The sequence below is a fragment of the Blochmannia endosymbiont of Camponotus sp. genome, assembly GCF_023586365.1.
In the GTDB taxonomy this organism is placed as follows: Bacteria; Pseudomonadota; Gammaproteobacteria; order Enterobacterales; family Enterobacteriaceae; genus Blochmanniella.
Genome location: NZ_CP097759.1, coordinates 96,105 through 114,332, shown reverse-complemented (window position 1 = coordinate 114,332; position 18,228 = coordinate 96,105). Strand labels below are relative to the sequence as shown.

Here is an 18,228-nt window from a genome sequence, read left to right as displayed (position 1 = left end):
ACTTCAATAAACTATTATCTATTTATATATATGTGTGTTTTATTAAAGATAATGGTGACTCTAATTGTTCTACAAAATGTTTACGACACACTGAAATATAACGATTATTACCACCAACCAGTATTTGATTTCCATCTCGAATTACTAAACCTTGATCATCAATTCTAAGAACTCTATTAGCTTTTCGTCCACAATAACAAATAGTTTTTAATTCGATTAATTTATCTGCCCATGCTAATAACCATAGACTACCTGAAAATAAATCAGCTCTAAAATCGGTACGTAGTCCATAACATAGCACTGGAATATTTAACATATCAACTATTTTGCTTAAATCAATCACTTGATTACGATTGAGAAAATGACACTCATCCACTAACACACAATGTATGATATCTTTTTGATGTACAGTTACTATTTGATCAAAAAAATTAGTTTTAATGTTAAACGCTCTGGCAGAAGCATATAATCCAATACGAGATTTAATTTGTTTATATCTATTATCTCGAGAATTCATGTCAGCAGTATATAACACCGTGTGCATTCCTCGTTCTTGATAATTATAAGAAGACTGTAATAATGCGGTAGTTTTTCCAGCATTCATTGCAGAATAATAAAAATATAATTGTGCCATACAGCTAACACCCTATTCGACTTATAGTATTTTACTACTAACAACATAAATATAATTTAAATTATGATAATATTAGGTTTAAAAATTATTTAATATATAAACTTATAAAAAACATTTATTTTTATGTACTAAATTAATGTGTAATAAAACAAATTTTTTTATTTTATCCGAGATAAACACTTTTACAATATCATATAACACTATTTTTTATTTTATATTAAAAATAACGATTCAGGTAAATAAAACAGTCTACACTTAACATACAATCTATATATTTACAAAAAAATCATTTAAATTAATAAAAAGATATTATTTATATTCAAAAATTTTATAAGTAAATAAATAATTTCTAATTTGAATCAACAATACTTAAACATTAAATAATATTAAATATTATTATAAATAATACATAAATCCATTTAATTAAAATTAATTAAATATTTTTAATAGGAAAAATATAAATCATACTCACTGATACTTATGGCACTATATATATAATTATCAATTAACACAAAATATAATAAGATTATTGATAAATTAAACATCCTAGGTCTTGCGGAAAATAAATTAGCGCTCTATCCTTATAATAGACTGTTATTTATCACATTTTGAGATTAATTCGATGAACGACACACTAAAAGCTCTTAATAATATACGCACTTTACGAGCGCAAGCTAAAGCGTGCACCCTTGATACCTTAGAAGAAATGTTAGAAAAATTAGAAGTAGTTGTTAATGAACGCCGAGAAGAAAATAATCAAGCTCAAGCTGAAATAGAAAAACATTCTCGAAAATTACAACAATATCGCGATATGCTCATAGCTGACGGAATAGATCCTAATGAACTATTACAAAATATAAGTTCTAATACTAAACTTTTTCACAAAAATAAACGTGCAGCTCGCCCAGCAAAGTATCAATACATTAACAAATATGGCGAAATTAAAACTTGGACCGGACAAGGGCGTACTCCCTCAATTATCAAAAAAGCTATCGATGAAAAAAAGAAAACATTAGAAGATTTTCTACTATAATTAATACATAAATAATGCTTATTTATTTCATCTTAAACAAAGAGATTCTGGATAATATTTTCAAGCTCTTTGTCCGTGATCATCATATGCATAATTTAATATGACACTGTTTACGATCATTTAAATTAACATTATAAATTCCATAGTATCACATATAACAATCATAATTACTTTTTATAAAACACAAATATATTTAACTAGATTAATAAATCTATTGTATATTTATTTGTTTTTTATAAATTCTAGTTCTCCGTTACTACTCCGTTTAGTAAAAGTAAATAAATTTGCAGTAATTTTAATAATATCCATCTCCAATTTAAACCCATTATTACCCGAACAAATTATTACTGTATTAAATTATTGTAATATTTTGCATACATATAAATGCATCTATTTAATTGTATTTCAAAATATCTCTGTATATTTTATGTATAGTCTACAACATCAATTATAACCAATAAGCTATACTTACTGGTATTTTATATTCATATAAAAAATATAAATCTTAAAAAATAACAACAACTATATTGACATCGACTGTAAAATTGAAAATTTCATTAGAATAAATATCACGATTATTAAACATGGTTACTTATATAAATGGCAGTTATTATTGCCTTCATACCCTCTGAACTTAAAATATTAGATGGTAATTTATTTCATGGACAATTTATTAAAAATTAATTCTTCATTAAAAAATGCATACCTATAAACACGTACCAAAAAGTACATATACTTATGATCTATACTGTTTTTGGAGTTGCTAAAATAATTAAAAATAAAAACCCCAGCATCACATCATAATATATTGTAATTTAATATAATATTGTAGTTTATTGTACCAAATAATATATGTTTTAAATGCTTAATAGAAAAAATTTTATAATATTATAAATATTAACAATATCCTAGTATCATGTACATTCGGAAGATCACTATACTTGTTATATATATGTCAATAAAAATTCAAATTATAAAATCATTATACTCACTAACATTCAATGATACCACTCGAACATATTTTTTAAAATTTTTGTGATTATAAATTTTTATGGCATATCCTACTTGCATATAAAAGACACAACACACCTGTCGGCATTACTATAGCATCAACATAAAACATATTAACAACTATTTAAAACCATAGACTTGATTTGCAATTATGCAATACATAAATTTTCAATTGTTTCAACAGAATTTTACATTACTGAAAAAAATAAATTTATACAAAAATCATGGGTATTCCATAATATTATTTAATACATCTATCTTATATAAGACCACTTCCCTGATAAGAGGATCAAAATAAGTTTTTGGAAAAAGCTATAAATTTAATTTTTTTTGAAATACTATTTCAAATACGTTAAATTATTTTTTAATTATTCTTAAGCAACCTTATAAAAAAATTGATAACAAACCCATTCTAAATTAACATGATTTTAGTTTAAATAATTAACCATTATATGCAAATATTCTATTGCATAAAATTAGAACAAAGCTACAGATTATTAAAGAACGCATTTTATAAACTATTGCAATAATAATTGTAATCTCCGACTACTAGTTAAATTCATTGATCGTCCAGCAATAAACATATAACAAAATTAGAACCATAATAATTGATTTCAATATACTCATGATCTTATCACACTCGTAAATATACCCATACCTAAACAGGTTATTCAAAACACAAGAAATATTTTAATTTATTAATCCATTGTATTATATAGAAACATTCATATATAATGACCTGCAGCTTTGAAGTTCCAACTATTATCTTTAAAAAATTAAATATACTAAACTGATTAATAATTAAATAGGTGTAACAAATAGTATTTACTTACATGTGCTATCATATACTTACAAAGTATAATAGTTAATTATTGTTAATGCTTTTATTTTACTAAGTTAATAACACCTATAAATTATCATCGGAAATAAATACGGATCGTCATAATATGAAATTTGTTTCTTTTAACATCAATGGATTACGTGCTCGTATGCATCAATTAAACGCAATTATCTTGCAATTGAAACCTGATGTAATTGGGTTACAAGAAACTAAAGTACATGATGATTTTTTCCCTATAAAAGAAATACTGCAACATGGTTATCACGTATATTATTATGGTCAAAAAAAATATCATGGTGTTGCATTGTTTCTACGTCAAATTCCTTTAACTGTTACTCGCGGACTGACTGATGATGATAATTTATCTCAAAAACGGATAATTATGGCTGATATTATGACATCAATCGGAACATTGACTATTATTAACGGTTATTTTCCTCAAGGAGAAAATAAAAATCATCCAGAAAAATTTACGTACAAAAAAAAATTTTATAAAAATTTTCAAAACTACCTAGAACATACCTACCAAAGTCATTCATTATTGCTGATTATGGGCGACATGAACATTAGTCCTACAGATTTTGATGTTGGTATTGGTGAAAAAAATAAAAAACATTGGATCGCATCAGGACGATGTTCTTTCTTGCCAGAGGAAAGAATATGGATCAATCGTTTGATGAGCTGGGGGTTGGTAGATATATACCGAAATATGCACCCTCAAAATGATGAACGTTATTCCTGGTTCAGCTATAGATCCCGTGGGTTTTACAAAAATAATGGTTTGCGTATTGATTTGATATTGGCAACTCGTCCTCTAGCCAATCTTTGCAAAAATAGTGAGATAAGCTATAATATTCGTAGAATGCAGCGACCGTCCGATCATGCTCCAGTATGGGTAGATTTTGATATTTAATATATACTTACTTCACACGGAAAACCATTTTATATAAACCTTAACTACTGATATGACATAATATCACTGAAAATTTTTAATTTTATATACGTAAAATTAATAAAATCATAAAAGTTTCATAATTTTCATTTAATTTATGCGCATTGCGTGATACCCAATTTGGTTTAAGTGTGAAAATGTAAAGTTCATGTGGATATTATACAATGTTTTTAACAATAAAAGCGTTCATTCAGAATATATGGAAAATCATTTATAAAATACTTAGATATAGCATACGTGCATTATATCTAATACGAACAATAATAATAAATATATTTTTTATCATTTTCATTATGATTAGCGTAGGAATATATTTAAATTTACGTGATTCTTCTACCTCATTATCGAAGTGCTCTGCGTTAGTTCTAGATCTTTCTGGCATTATTGTAGATAAACCAGTGACATACAGTAAATTTCAAAAATTCAGTCAACATTTATTAAATACAAATAGATCAAATGCTAAAGAAAACTCGTTATTTGATATTATTAATATATTACGTCAAGCCAAAAATGATCCACATATAACTGGATTAATATTATCATTAAAAAACTTTTATGGAAGCAATCAGACATCATTAGAATATATTGGTAAAGCATTACGTGAATTCAAAGAATCTGGTAAACCAATTTATGCTATTTCTGATTATTATAATCAATCGCAATATTTGCTCGCTAGTTATGCCAACAAAATTTATCTCACACCACATGGATTTGTAGATTTGCGAGGAATTTCTACCAACAAGTTATATTATAAATCTCTATTAGATAATTTAAAAATTAATACTCATATTTTTAGAGTAGGTACGTACAAATCTGCCGTTGAACCATTTATTCAAGATCAAATGTCTGATCATGTACGACATGAAGAAACAAAATTAATAAATTGTTTATGGAATCAATATCTAAAAATAATATCTATTAATCGCAACATGACAACACAGGAAATTTTTCCAGGAATTAACAATATACTAAATGAATTGCATCAAATGCAAGGCGATACTGCCGCTTATGCGCTAAAAAACAAATGGATCGACGAAATCGCATCCCATTCTGTTATAGAAAATACGATGAAAAAAATATTTGGATCTAATAAACAAGGCACTTCATTTAATGCCATTAGCATGTATGATTATAATCTTGTCGCTCCTATAAAACAAAACAACCAAATAGCAATAATATGTATTAATGGTCCTATCGTGGATGGACCTGATATACCAGGTTCAATTGGCGGTGATACTATAGCTCATAAAATCCGCAGCGCTCGGTTTGATCCTGAAATAAAAGCAATAGTAGTACGCGTCAATAGCCCCGGTGGCAGCGTGAATGCTTCTGAATTAATTAGATTAGAATTAATATCTGTCAGAGATTCTGGCAAACCAGTAGTGGTTTCTATGGGTAGCATAGCAGCATCTGGTGGATATTGGATATCAACGCCAGCCAATGTTATTATTGCGAGTAACAGCACTATTACGGGTTCTATCGGTATATTTGGTATTATTAATACATTTGAAAAATCTCTTGACACCATCGGTATTCATAGTGACGGAGTAAATACATCCCCTATATCAAATATTTCAATAACTACCCCACTACCCACTGAATATATAAACATGATGCAACTTTATGTAAATACCAGCTATCATTATTTTATTAACACGGTGGCTGAATATCGCTGTAAAACTACAGAGGATATCCATAAAATTGCTCAAGGCCATGTATGGCTTGGTTACGATGCAATAAAAAATGGATTAATTGACAATATAGGAGATTTAGATGACGCAATAAATAAAGCTATTGAATTAGCTCACTTAAAAGAATATCAACTTAATTGGTACGAAGATAAATTAAATTGGATGGATGTTTTAATACAACAAGCTAATAAAGTTATTCAGACTATAATTATAAATTTATTTAATCATTACGTTTCATTAACTAATTTTAATAATAATATAAAAATAAATAACTCTAACATCCTGCAATTTTCATGGAATGATCCAAAAAATTGCTATGCTCTTGATTTAAATTATTCAGAACAATTATAATATATAATGTAAATTACATTTACATACTTATAGAATTATAAAATGATGATTTGATCATAAAGCATCGCATTAATAAATTTTTTTTAACTTTAATACCTACAAAAACAAAATCTAAAAATATTATTTATATCATTAAATCATAATAAATTATAAAATACACGTAACTATCAAAAAATTAAATATATATACATATTAGTGAAATATCGAAACATCAAACATGCACATTAATTTGAAGTTATTAAAATAATTATTATTAAGACTTGATATATAAAACAATATTTCATACCCACATTTAAAATTTACAACATAACATTTAATGACAATTAAAACAGGAGCATATAATATATGGCTATTAAAATAGGTATTAATGGATTTGGTAGAATTGGTCGCGTTATTTTTAGAACTGCGCAAGACAGAAAAGATGCAGATGTTGTCGCCATTAATGATTTGCTCGACATTGAACATATCGCATATATGTTGAAGTATGATTCAACTCATGGGCGATTTAAAGGGACAATTAGTGTGCATGGCGACCATTTAATCATTAATGATAAAGTTGTACACTACACTTCAAAAAAGGATCCAAAAAACTTATATTGGGGAAATTTTGATATTGATGTTGTTACTGAATCTACAGGAATGTTTTTAACTGAAGAAAAAGCTTATGGACATATCTTCGCTGGAGCCCGTAAAGTAGTATTAACAGCCCCATCAAAAGATGATACACCAATGTTTGTTATGGGAGTTAATAACCATCTCTACAACGGAGAAAAAATAATATCTAATGCGTCTTGCACTACTAATTGTTTAGCTCCATTAGCTAAAGTTATTAATGACAATTTTGGCATCATTGAAGGTATAATGACTACTGTTCATGCTGCCACCGCTACTCAAAAAACTGTCGATTCCCCAATACATAATGATTGGAGAAGTGGACGTGGTGCCTACCAAAATATTATTCCATCTTCTACTGGAGCAACACGAGCATTAGGAAAAGTTATTAAAGAGCTAGATGGTAAATTAACTGGAATATCATTCCGAGTCCCCATTCCAAATGTTTCTGTTATTGACTTTACCGTCCGTTTAGAAAAATCCACCTCTTATAAAGATATTTGTGATGTTATTAAAAAAGCTGCTTACGGAAATTTAAAAGGAATTATAGGATATACTGATGAAAAAGTGGTATCTAGCGATTTTAATGGAGAAAAATTGATCTCTATTTTCGATGCACAAGCAAGCATCTTATTAAATAATCATTTTGTTAAACTAATATCCTGGTATGATAATGAAACAGGCTACTCCGACAAAGTAATTGATTTAAGTATATATATTTCAAAATTTAAATAATATTATCCAATAAATATTTTAATCTATTACGTAGATAAACTAATGAATGATGAGAATCAAATAAAAATAATTTAATGACTGTCAAATAAGAGATGTTATCTTGGCAACAGCTCAAAGAACATCTCTTATCAGTGGGATAGTTGAAATATAAATAAGGATTAATAAAATATGAGAACTATAAAAATTCTATTAATACATATTATGTATAATGTATAATATTATCATTTACAATATCTATAAATCTAAACTTATCCGATTAACTTTCATTGGAAAAAAATTATAAACATTAATATTCTAAGGTATTTCCCGAAAATAAATGTGAATTAAATTGTTATACTTGTCTCATTGTTTCTAATTTGATAGTTTTAATAAAATTAAAACGTATACATAATTATACACATATCATATACAATAATTTTAATATACAACAGATTTGATGATATCAAATTTTTTATTTTTTAAAAAATATTAAAATACATCAATTTGAATTGTTTTAATTTTAGGTAATTATTTATGTTGCATTTTTTTAATATTTACTCTAAAACTAGAAAGAGCTGGATTTTATTAGTATTCACCGTTGTTATTTTAGAGTTAATGGCCTTATATTTACAACACATTGTTTTAATAAAACCTTGCGTGTTGTGTGTTTACCAAAGATGCGCTTTATGGGGTATAGGGATTGCTGGATTGGTTGGAGCAATTGCTCCGTCGTTTACTCCTTTAAGATTTTTTTCTATCCCAATTTGGATATACAGCGCCTGGAAAGGATTGTTATTCGCTAAAGAATATACTGATATTCAATTACATCCATCCCCATTTCTCACGTGTGATCTGTTTGTCCAATTTCCTCATTGGTTACCTTTAAATAAGTGGTGGCCTGGTATGTTTGATGCTGATGGTGATTGCTCTGAATATAAATGGTATTTTTTATCATTAGAAATATCTCAATGGATGCTTATAATTTTTGCTAATTACTTAATGATAGCGATACTCGTATCACTATCACAAATTATTGATCTCCAAAAATATAATAATAAATAGAATGTAAATAAAATTTATACCCATTTTTTTTTACATTTCAGCACATATATCACTTATTTATACATAAAACACAAAATATACATTATCATCGATCTTTGTTGCAACCACCCATTACCTTAATTGGGTGCATACTGAAAAAAAATCAATACAAAATATACTGATTGATTTTAACATATATTTATTTAAAAATATTGTTAAAAAACCAACTCAAGTGCATAATACTCTATAATATACACCCTCTGAAATAATATTATTGCCAGTATTTCTTATGGTTTTAAAATTTTTTATAAAATATATATATACATTAATATCTAATTTTAAAATTATATTAACCAATATGCTATTACAATATATTATCCCTACTCTCATGTTCACAAGGAATATAGTCCGTATGGTAATTTATGAAAATAAACAACCATTACCGTTAATATCGTACAATTTTAAATATATCATATTTACTACACCGATAAAATACATTATAATGCAGTAGTTATTTAACTATGTATGATCATTAATTAATTTTTAATTGATGTATTACCGCTTCGCCTATTCTACTATAGGCGTAATAATATTCTATAATTTAAAAATTAATATATATATATTCATAAAATGCATAATAAATATACATTCGTACAAATAATCATGTTGCATATAAGCATATGCATGTGTATCTAAATTGTGAAAGATCAATGTGTCCATTAGCATAACAGGGAGTAATTTTACATTATTGGTGATGCATGTCTATAGTACGTGTATAGGAGTGATTCGTCGATCATTAGAAGAAAAAATAGAAAAAGCTCCCTTTTTTTTATTAAAAAACACCCCAGTTGTCGTAAACGTTGGTAACCTTAATTATTGTAATAATTGGGATGCTCTGTATCGCACAATATCCGATGCTGGATTATTTATAGTTGGAGTATGTTGTTGTCATGATAACAAACTAAAAGAAATAATCATTCGTAGTGGAATACCTATTCTTACACAAGGAACCTCTGTAAAACATAAATATTTTTCAGAATGCTTACAAAAAAACATTCCAATAATCTCTAAAACACAACTAATCAATACACCAATACGTTCTGGACAAAAAATATACGCTCGCAACAGAGATCTAATTGTTATTGCAAATGTTAGTGCTGGAGCTGAAATTATTGCCGACGGAAATATCCATATTTATGGTACAATGAGAGGAAGAGCATTAGCCGGTGCATCTGGTAGTAAAGAATCCCAAATTTTTTGTACTCATTTATCTCCTGAACTAGTATCTATTGGAGGGCGTTATTGGTTAAGCGATCAAATTCCAAAAGAATTTTCAGGTAAATCGGTAAGACTCAGTTTAAAAAACGACATGCTTATCATTCAAAATTTATAATGTATCCTGCAATAAGGATTTGTTTATGACACGAATAATAGTTATTACTTCAGGAAAAGGAGGAGTAGGTAAAACAACATCAAGCGCAGCTCTTGCTACTGGACTAGCACGTAAAGGTAAAAAAACCGCTGTCATTGATTTCGATATTGGATTACGTAATCTTGATTTAGTTATGGGATGCGAACGTAGAGTAGTGTATGATTTTATTAATGTTATTCAAGGTGAAGCCACTTTACACCAAGCATTAATTAAAGATAAACACACTGATTATTTATATATTCTACCTGCTTCACAAACACGTGATAAAAATTCTTTAAATCGGGCTGGAGTAGAAGAAATATTAAATAATCTTAATAAAATGAACTTTGAGTTTATAATATGTGATTCTCCTGCAGGTATTGATAGCGGAGCTTTAACAGCTCTATATTTTGCAGACGAAGCAATTGTCGCGACCAATCCAGAAATTTCATCAGTACATGATTCGGATCGCATGCTGGGTATTTTAGCATCTCAGTCTAAACGTTCCGAAAATGGTATAGAAACAATCAAAGAACACCTATTACTCACTCGATATAATCCTAGCCGCGTTCGACGAGGGGATATGCTTAGTTTAGAAGATGTAATAGAGATATTACGAATTCCTTTATTAGGCGTTATACCAGAAGATAAATCAGTATTAAAAGCATCTAATCAAGGTGAACCAATTATTTTGAATTCAAAATCTCATGCAGGACAAGCCTATTCAGATACAGTAGATCGTTTATTAGGCAACCCATGTCCTTTTAGATTTATTAAGGAAAAAAAAATTAATTTTTTTAAACGATTTTTCAAGAGATAATACTATTATGGTATTAGTAAATTTCTTTTTTTTTAGAAAAAAAACACCGGCCGACATCGCTAAAAAAAGATTACAAGAAATTATTTCTGAACATAACATTAGAAATAATTTTACTCCATATTATTTACCTCAATTAAAAAAAGATTTAGTCCAAACAACAAGTAAATACATACATAACCCTCAAATACTTTCAATCCAATTAGAAAAAAAAGACAACAATACATCTATTTTAAAATGTAAGATAATTTTTTTTAACGAAGAAACACAATAAAATCGTACAATTAATACTAATTTACAATTAAAAAATTCATCAATACTATTTTACATAACAATGTTCTCTCAGAATAAGAGAGATTACATTAACATATAAAAACAAAATAAAATTACAACAAAATTGTAATATCTCCTTATTTTTATTAGTCAATATCCAATAAACACTTTTACTGCAAAAATCCAAATTACAGTAAAAAACACAACCATACCTTAATGTTACAAAACAATTCTATACATAACCATATTACAATGCTAAAATACAATACATATATATACACTGACCATAAAAATATTAAAATATACGACGTCTAAATATTATTAGTCATCGATCAGCATTACTACAAAACTAGAATATCATCTGGCTTTACAGCTACTACATTACGTAAATAAACAGGTTTCGCCTGATTTGGATGAATGAATATTTTATTTTTCCAACTACATATCCCTAAAGGCAACATGTCCTGTGCTTCGGGCGACATAATACTCTTCTTTAAGCTAATCACACCAGGCACTCTTATACACTTCAACATTGGATAGTTATTCCAACCTGTTCCTACAAGCGCCCAGTTGCCCTGTAGTTTTTGGAAACTAGAATATATTAATTTTTTTATAATTATTTCCGGCCTTATAATAGACTCATTATCGCTACGTATCCAACAACTATCATCACTTATTCTATGGTAACAAGCCCAATACAACTCACCCATACGCGCATCAATAGTAGATATAACTTGTTTAGCAGAAAAAATACGCCAAGCCCCTTGCGCTAATACTTCCAAAGCAGATACCTCTACTAACGGTAAATCTGCTCCTAACGCTAAGCCTTGTGCGACACTTATCCCAATACGTATCCCCGAAAAACTACCCGGTCCTCTATTGAATACAATGCAATCAAGGGATTGCAATGTAACACCCACTTCTATTAATAATTGATTAATCATAGGCAATATATTTTCTGAATGACTCCTTGGGGCTACAATTTTATGATCATATATGCTATGATCGATCATCATAGCAACAGAACACAATTCAGTGGTAGTATCGAAAGCTAAAATTCGAGTGGCCATATCACGCAAATAAAAACGAGATTATATAAAAATAAAGTTATAACTATATTACATGATATATGTAATACTTATAGTAAAATATAAAATTTTATTAAACAAACTACAATGATTAAAACTAAAAATTATATTAATATTTTCATCATACCGATGATATAACAATCGAGTATTTTAACACAGTAGTATAAATATATTAATCATGTGATTTTTAAAGTGTTCTAAAATAAAATGCATATACAATAATTAAATCCGATACATGCAACAGCATAAATTTTAAATATTCTTCATTTTCTACAGGTAATAACGATCAAATAAAATATATATAATTATATATATTTTAAAATCATACAGGAAACATCTATTTTACATGGGCATCCATCTTATAGAATTACCCTATCATCCTCAAACTATACTGAATCTTTTTGAGCCTTTATCTAACACACCATGGTCTATGTTATTGTATTCTGGTCATAATAATAAACACCCAGATAGTCGTTTTGATATATTAGTTACTGATCCAACACTAACATTAATAACGCACAAAAATATCACTACAATTTCTTATGGTAAAAATCATCAAATTAATAATACAGATCCATTTATCTTATTAAAAAAATATATTCATATCATGAATATGAAACCGGAAAATAATTTTCAATTACCATTTCAAGGTGGATTTTTAGGTGTATTTGGATATGATCTCGCAAGATGTATTGAATCACTTCCAAAATTAGCAGAACAAGATCTTTCGTTCCCAGATATGGCAATAGGTTTGTATCGCTGGGCGATCATTGCAGATCATAAACTTTGTAAAAATTATCTTGTTACTCATGATGATCCCAATCAAATATTAACCTGGATATATAAACAACAACATATATATAACAATCATGTTTCCAATACATCATTTAATCTCATACAACCATGGAAAAGTAACATTAGTCGATCCGAATATGCACAAAAATTTCGTACTATCCAAAAACATATAATTTCAGGAAATTGCTACCAAGTATGTCTTTCTCAGCGTTTCTTTGCTCCATATATAGGAGATGAATGGATAGCATTTCGTTACCTGTTACATTATAATCACGCACCTTTTTCGGCTTTTATTCGACTACCAAACAAATTGAGTATACTCAGCTTATCTCCAGAACGTTTTCTGAGATTACATAATACAAAAATCAAAACCCAACCTATTAAAGGTACATTGCCTAGATTAAAAAACGTACAAGATGATTATCACCAAATTATTAAATTATCTGAATCTACAAAAAATCAATCAGAAAATTTAATGATTGTTGACTTATTAAGAAATGACATTGGAAAAGTAGCTGTTCCAGGTAGTATTCGTGTGTCTAAACTATTTGATATTCAATCATTTCCAGGGGTGCATCATATGATCAGCACCATTACAGGAGAACTGTCTAATAATTTTTCTGCTTGTGATTTATTACGTGCATGTTTTCCAGGAGGATCTATAATTGGAGCCCCAAAGGTTCAAGTTATGCAATTAATTGAACAACTTGAACCACAACGCCGGAACGTTTGGTCTGGCAGTATTGGATACTTAAGTTGTTGTGGTAATATGGATACCAGTATTGCTATCAGAACAATATTAGCTGAAAGACAACATCTATTTTGTTCGGTAGGGAGCGGTATTATCTTCGACAGCGATGAAGAAATAGAATATCAAGAAATGAAAGACAAAGTCTCTACTTTATTACTACCGCTACTAAAAAAATTTTATTTAAAATAACTACTTTAAATCAACAATTTTTAATATTATATATACATATGTATATATTAACAATACTATTTATTAGTGTGTATCATTAAAAAATAAAAGGCATTCTATTTCTACTAATTCAATGCGATACTCTATCATTTTTCGAATTATAAAACGCCATCTATTAATTGTTAACACATCGCCCTCTTTTGGTATACGGTCGCAACGGGATAACAACAAACCAGCTAAAGAAGCTACATGATCACAAACATGCACCAAATCATAAGCCTGTAATGCCTGTTGTAATGCATGTAAATCCATACTACCTTTTGCTAACCAACCTGTCCCATTATTAATTATTTCAATTTCTGGTGTTTCATCTTCATCAGGAAATTCACCAGCTATAGCCTCTAATACATCCAAAGGAGTTATTAATCCTTGAATAATACCAAATTCGTTAGATACAACAACCATACTTCCTTTTGCACGCCGCAATTCTTTCAATAAATTTAATACATCCAAAGTTTCTGGAACTACAATGGGCAAATTTTCTGAAGCATGTGTTTCTAACCGTTCTCCATTAGCAATAGCTGCCATTAAATCTTTAGCACGAACAATTCCTATTAATTGATCCAATTCACCATTACATACTGGAAACATATTATGAGGAGTATTCATTAATGTAGAATATAACTCTTGCACTGGTTTTTGAGAATCTAACCACGAAATTTCATTTCGAGGAGTCATTATACTTCGTAAGGTGCGTGAAGCTAACGATAATACTCCAGTAATCATATGGCGCTCCTCTTCAGCAAAATGTGTTTTTGATAAAAGAACTGAAGAATTTTTCTCTGTATCAAAGTTCCATTGAGCTGTATTACCCATTAACCTCATAATTGCTTCTGCTGTGCGTTCACGCATTGATTTAGTTGATTGACCCTTCATAGAATTACAATGAGCAATTTGATTAAATAATTCAATTAACACCGAAAATCCAATAGCAACATATAAATAACCTTTTGGTATATAAAATCCAATTCCCTCTGCAATTAAACTCAAACCAATAATTAATAAAAAACTCAGACATAAAACTACTACAGTTTGATGACTATTAATGAAATTAGTTAATAAACGAGATGATAGCGACATTATTACTACTGCTATAACAACTGCTATTATCATTATTGTTAAATTCTCTACTGTACCGACAGCTGTTATTACTGCATCAAGAGAAAAAATAGCATCAAAAACTACAATTTGTATTACTACTACCCAAAAACTAGCATATCCACGACTAGTGTGATTATGTACTTTATGTTCTAGTTGTTGATGTAATTCAGTAGTTGCTTTAAATAAAAGAAAAATACCCCCAAATAATAAAATTAAATCTCTTCCAGAAAATGAAAAAGTAGCAATCTTGCACAATGGTTTTGTGAGAGTAACAAACCATGAGATCAAAGATAATAATGCGATACGCATTATTAATGCTAATGTTAACCCGATAATACATGCACGTTCACGTTGTTTTTTTGGAAGTCTGTCTGTTAAAATAGCAATAAAAACCAAATTATCGACGCCAAGTACAATTTCTAAAATTACTAAAGTTAAGAATCCTATCCACATTGATATGTCTGTTAAAAATTCCATGATAATCTCCATTGAACATTAGATAACAAATCGTCTCATGGCATATTTATATTAAACATATTAAAATATCTGATTACATAGTGAAGTTGTCAGCAATAAAGTAAACACGATCAAAATACAAGTTTGTGTAGAGGAGGGTGTTGATAAAAAATTAAATATATATATATATATTTAACCACAAAATTATGTGGATATCACTTACATAATAAGACCATTATTATGGTAATGCATAAAATATCTCTTCAAATTATTGAAAATAAATATTCTAACATTAAATATAATGTATCATTACGACAAAAAAGACAGTATAATACACTCGGTTATTTTTTTTGAAGTACATTAAGTTTATTTTAATTCTATACTTTCTATTGGTTGAAACAAAAATTAAAAATAACCTAAACCATTATAGTAGTATATTTTTTATTTTTAAATATCAAAACAATGTTAACCTATGTACGATAACATTGAAAACAATTCCTATTATTTTAATACTTAAAATAATGAGGAATTGTTAAAAATACTCAAAAGAGGAAAAAGTAGTGACTATTGCTATAATATTAGGAGCTCACGGTTCTGTATCTAAAAAATTGATTGAAACCACTGAAATGATCATAGGAAAACAACAAAATGTTGCGTGGGTTGATTTATTGCCCGAAGACAACACTAAAATATTAATTGAAAAATATCATGTACATCTATCAAATCTTAATAAAAGCGCAGGGGTATTATTTTTAGTGGACACCTGGGGAGGAAGCCCGTTTAATGCCGCTCATAGTATCGTGTTAAATAAAGAAAAATATGATATTGTTACAGGAATGAACATCCCTATGTTAATTGAAGTTTTTATGGCGCGCGATAATATCCACTCCTTTCAAGAACTAGTACAAATCGCATTAAAATCTGGTAGTGAAAGTATAAAATCAGTAAAATACTCCTTAGCTCATAATCATTTATACGATGAAAAAGATATCACTAAACACCCCACCGCACCTGAATTATCAGATAAAAATAACAAAAACCATATGATCATTTGCTTAGCACGTATTGATGATAGATTGATTCATGGACAGGTAGTAACTCGTTGGGCTAAAGAATACAATATTCAACGTATCATAGTAGTAAACGACGAAGTATCTAAAGACATGATCCGAAAAACTTTACTAACTCAAGTAACCCCCCCTGGAATAACTGCGCATGTTCTAGATATCAATAAAGCTATACGTGTATACAATAATCCTAAATACTCCGGAGATAAAGTTATCATGTTATTCACTAACCCTACAGATGTTTTGCGTCTTTTTGAAGGCGGCGTTCCTATCAATTCAGTAAATATTGGGGGAATGGCTTTTTATAAAGATAAAAAACAAATAAATAATGCTATATCAGTAAATAACACAGATATTGAAGCTTTTAAAAAACTTAATCAATATGGCATTGAATTAGAAGTACGTAAAGTGCCATCAGATCCATCATTAAAAATGATGCAATTAATAAAAAAAATAAATAATTCCTAATTAATTAAATATACAATTTTATTTAATAAATTCATGTAAACACTATATTTTATTTTCATATATTCAGGAAATGAAATGGAAATTAACGCACTTCAAATTATTTTATTGTTTATTACATCTTGTATTATAGGAATGGGCTCAATACTCGACGAATTTCAGTGTCATAGACCATTAATAGCATGTACGCTAACTGGATTAATTTTAGGAGATATAAAAACTGGGATCATTATTGGCGGCACACTAGAAATGATAGCACTAGGATGGATGAATATAGGAGCTGCTGTAGCACCCGATACTGCTTTAGCTTCAATTATTTCTACTATTTTAGTCATTATGGGACAGCAATCTATCGGGGCTGGAATCGCTTTAGCAATTCCATTAGCTGCTACCGGACAAGTATTGACCATTATTGTACGCACTATTACTGTAGCATTCCAACACGCCGCTGATAAAGCAGCTGAACACTGTAATATAAAAATTTTAAGTTGGATTCATATTACAGCTCTCATGTTACAAGCTATGCGGGTTTCAATTCCAGCTACTATTGTCGGAGTTTCTGTTGGAACTGAAACAGTGCACTCTATGCTCCATGCTATTCCAGAAGTGATAACTAACGGTCTAAATATTGCTGGAGGTATTATTGTTGTAGTTGGTTATGCTATGGTCATAAATATGATGCGCGCGGGATATTTAATGCCGTTTTTTTTTCTAGGATTTGTTATTACAGCCTTTACTGATTTCAATTTAGTCGCATTGGGTATCATTGGTATAATTATGGCCATCCTGTACATCCAATTGTCTCCACGTTATAATCAAGTTAACAAACAAAATATAACTAACCCAACTGTTCAGTCTCCAAGTAAACTTGATGATGAACTAGATTAATAAGACTA

General features: G+C 28.7%; 14 protein-coding genes. 11 read left to right on the top strand and 3 right to left on the bottom strand.

The window, feature by feature from the left end; all coding sequences use genetic code 11:
- Positions 1–22: 22 nt before the first annotated feature.
- Positions 23–634 (bottom strand): thymidine kinase, encoded by a 612-nt coding sequence (locus M9407_RS00460; RefSeq protein ID WP_250237222.1) that lies wholly within the window; start codon positions 632–634, stop codon positions 23–25.
- Positions 635–1,256: 622 nt separating this feature from the next.
- Here M9407_RS00460 and hns point away from each other — a divergent pair.
- The 8 genes from hns to minE all read left to right on the top strand — a co-directional run bounded on the left by hns (position 1,257) and on the right by minE (position 11,382).
- On the top strand, positions 1,257–1,667 hold the full coding sequence (gene hns / locus M9407_RS00455; protein WP_250237221.1) for a histone-like nucleoid-structuring protein H-NS: 411 nt from the start codon (positions 1,257–1,259) through the stop codon (positions 1,665–1,667).
- Between the two features lie 1,958 nt (positions 1,668–3,625).
- A complete protein-coding gene (gene xthA / locus M9407_RS00450; RefSeq protein WP_250237220.1) occupies positions 3,626–4,432 on the top strand; it encodes an exodeoxyribonuclease III in 807 nt (268 codons plus the stop codon).
- A gap of 227 nt (positions 4,433–4,659) precedes the next feature.
- On the top strand, positions 4,660–6,513 hold the full coding sequence (gene sppA / locus M9407_RS00445) for a signal peptide peptidase SppA (RefSeq protein WP_420022299.1): 1,854 nt from the start codon (positions 4,660–4,662) through the stop codon (positions 6,511–6,513).
- Positions 6,514–6,858: 345 nt separating this feature from the next.
- Complete coding sequence (gap, locus tag M9407_RS00440) at positions 6,859–7,860, top strand: type I glyceraldehyde-3-phosphate dehydrogenase (protein ID WP_250237218.1); 1,002 nt, start codon at positions 6,859–6,861, stop codon at positions 7,858–7,860.
- A gap of 513 nt (positions 7,861–8,373) precedes the next feature.
- Positions 8,374–8,901 (top strand): disulfide bond formation protein DsbB, encoded by a 528-nt coding sequence (gene dsbB, locus M9407_RS00435; RefSeq protein ID WP_250237217.1) that lies wholly within the window; start codon positions 8,374–8,376, stop codon positions 8,899–8,901.
- Positions 8,902–9,592: 691 nt separating this feature from the next.
- Positions 9,593–10,273 (top strand): septum site-determining protein MinC, encoded by a 681-nt coding sequence (gene minC / locus M9407_RS00430; protein ID WP_284309715.1) that lies wholly within the window; start codon positions 9,593–9,595, stop codon positions 10,271–10,273.
- 25 nt (positions 10,274–10,298) lie between these two features.
- A complete protein-coding gene (gene minD / locus M9407_RS00425; RefSeq protein WP_250230891.1) occupies positions 10,299–11,111 on the top strand; it encodes a septum site-determining protein MinD in 813 nt (270 codons plus the stop codon).
- A gap of 7 nt (positions 11,112–11,118) precedes the next feature.
- Positions 11,119–11,382, top strand: coding sequence for a cell division topological specificity factor MinE (minE, locus tag M9407_RS00420; RefSeq protein ID WP_250237216.1), 264 nt, complete (start codon positions 11,119–11,121; stop codon positions 11,380–11,382).
- Between the two features lie 340 nt (positions 11,383–11,722).
- Here minE and tsaB read toward each other — a convergent pair whose 3' ends face one another.
- Positions 11,723–12,451 (bottom strand): tRNA (adenosine(37)-N6)-threonylcarbamoyltransferase complex dimerization subunit type 1 TsaB, encoded by a 729-nt coding sequence (gene tsaB / locus M9407_RS00415; protein ID WP_250237215.1) that lies wholly within the window; start codon positions 12,449–12,451, stop codon positions 11,723–11,725.
- Positions 12,452–12,815: 364 nt separating this feature from the next.
- On the opposite strand from tsaB, the gene pabB reads away from it, so the two are divergent.
- Entirely contained in the window at positions 12,816–14,204 is a 1,389-nt protein-coding gene (gene pabB, locus M9407_RS00410; RefSeq protein WP_250237214.1) for an aminodeoxychorismate synthase component I, read from the top strand.
- 63 nt (positions 14,205–14,267) lie between these two features.
- On the opposite strand, the gene M9407_RS00405 is transcribed toward pabB, so the two are convergent.
- Positions 14,268–15,821 carry a TerC family protein gene (locus tag M9407_RS00405; protein ID WP_250237213.1) on the bottom strand — a complete coding sequence of 518 codons (1,554 nt, stop codon included), beginning with the start codon at positions 15,819–15,821 and terminating at the stop codon, positions 14,268–14,270.
- Positions 15,822–16,360: 539 nt separating this feature from the next.
- Here M9407_RS00405 and manX point away from each other — a divergent pair.
- Together manX and M9407_RS00395 are read left to right on the top strand one after the other, a co-directional pair.
- Positions 16,361–17,335, top strand: coding sequence for a PTS mannose transporter subunit IIAB (gene manX, locus M9407_RS00400; RefSeq protein ID WP_250237211.1), 975 nt, complete (start codon positions 16,361–16,363; stop codon positions 17,333–17,335).
- 75 nt (positions 17,336–17,410) lie between these two features.
- Complete coding sequence (locus M9407_RS00395) at positions 17,411–18,220, top strand: PTS mannose/fructose/sorbose transporter subunit IIC (protein ID WP_250237209.1); 810 nt, start codon at positions 17,411–17,413, stop codon at positions 18,218–18,220.
- Positions 18,221–18,228 lie beyond the last annotated feature (8 nt).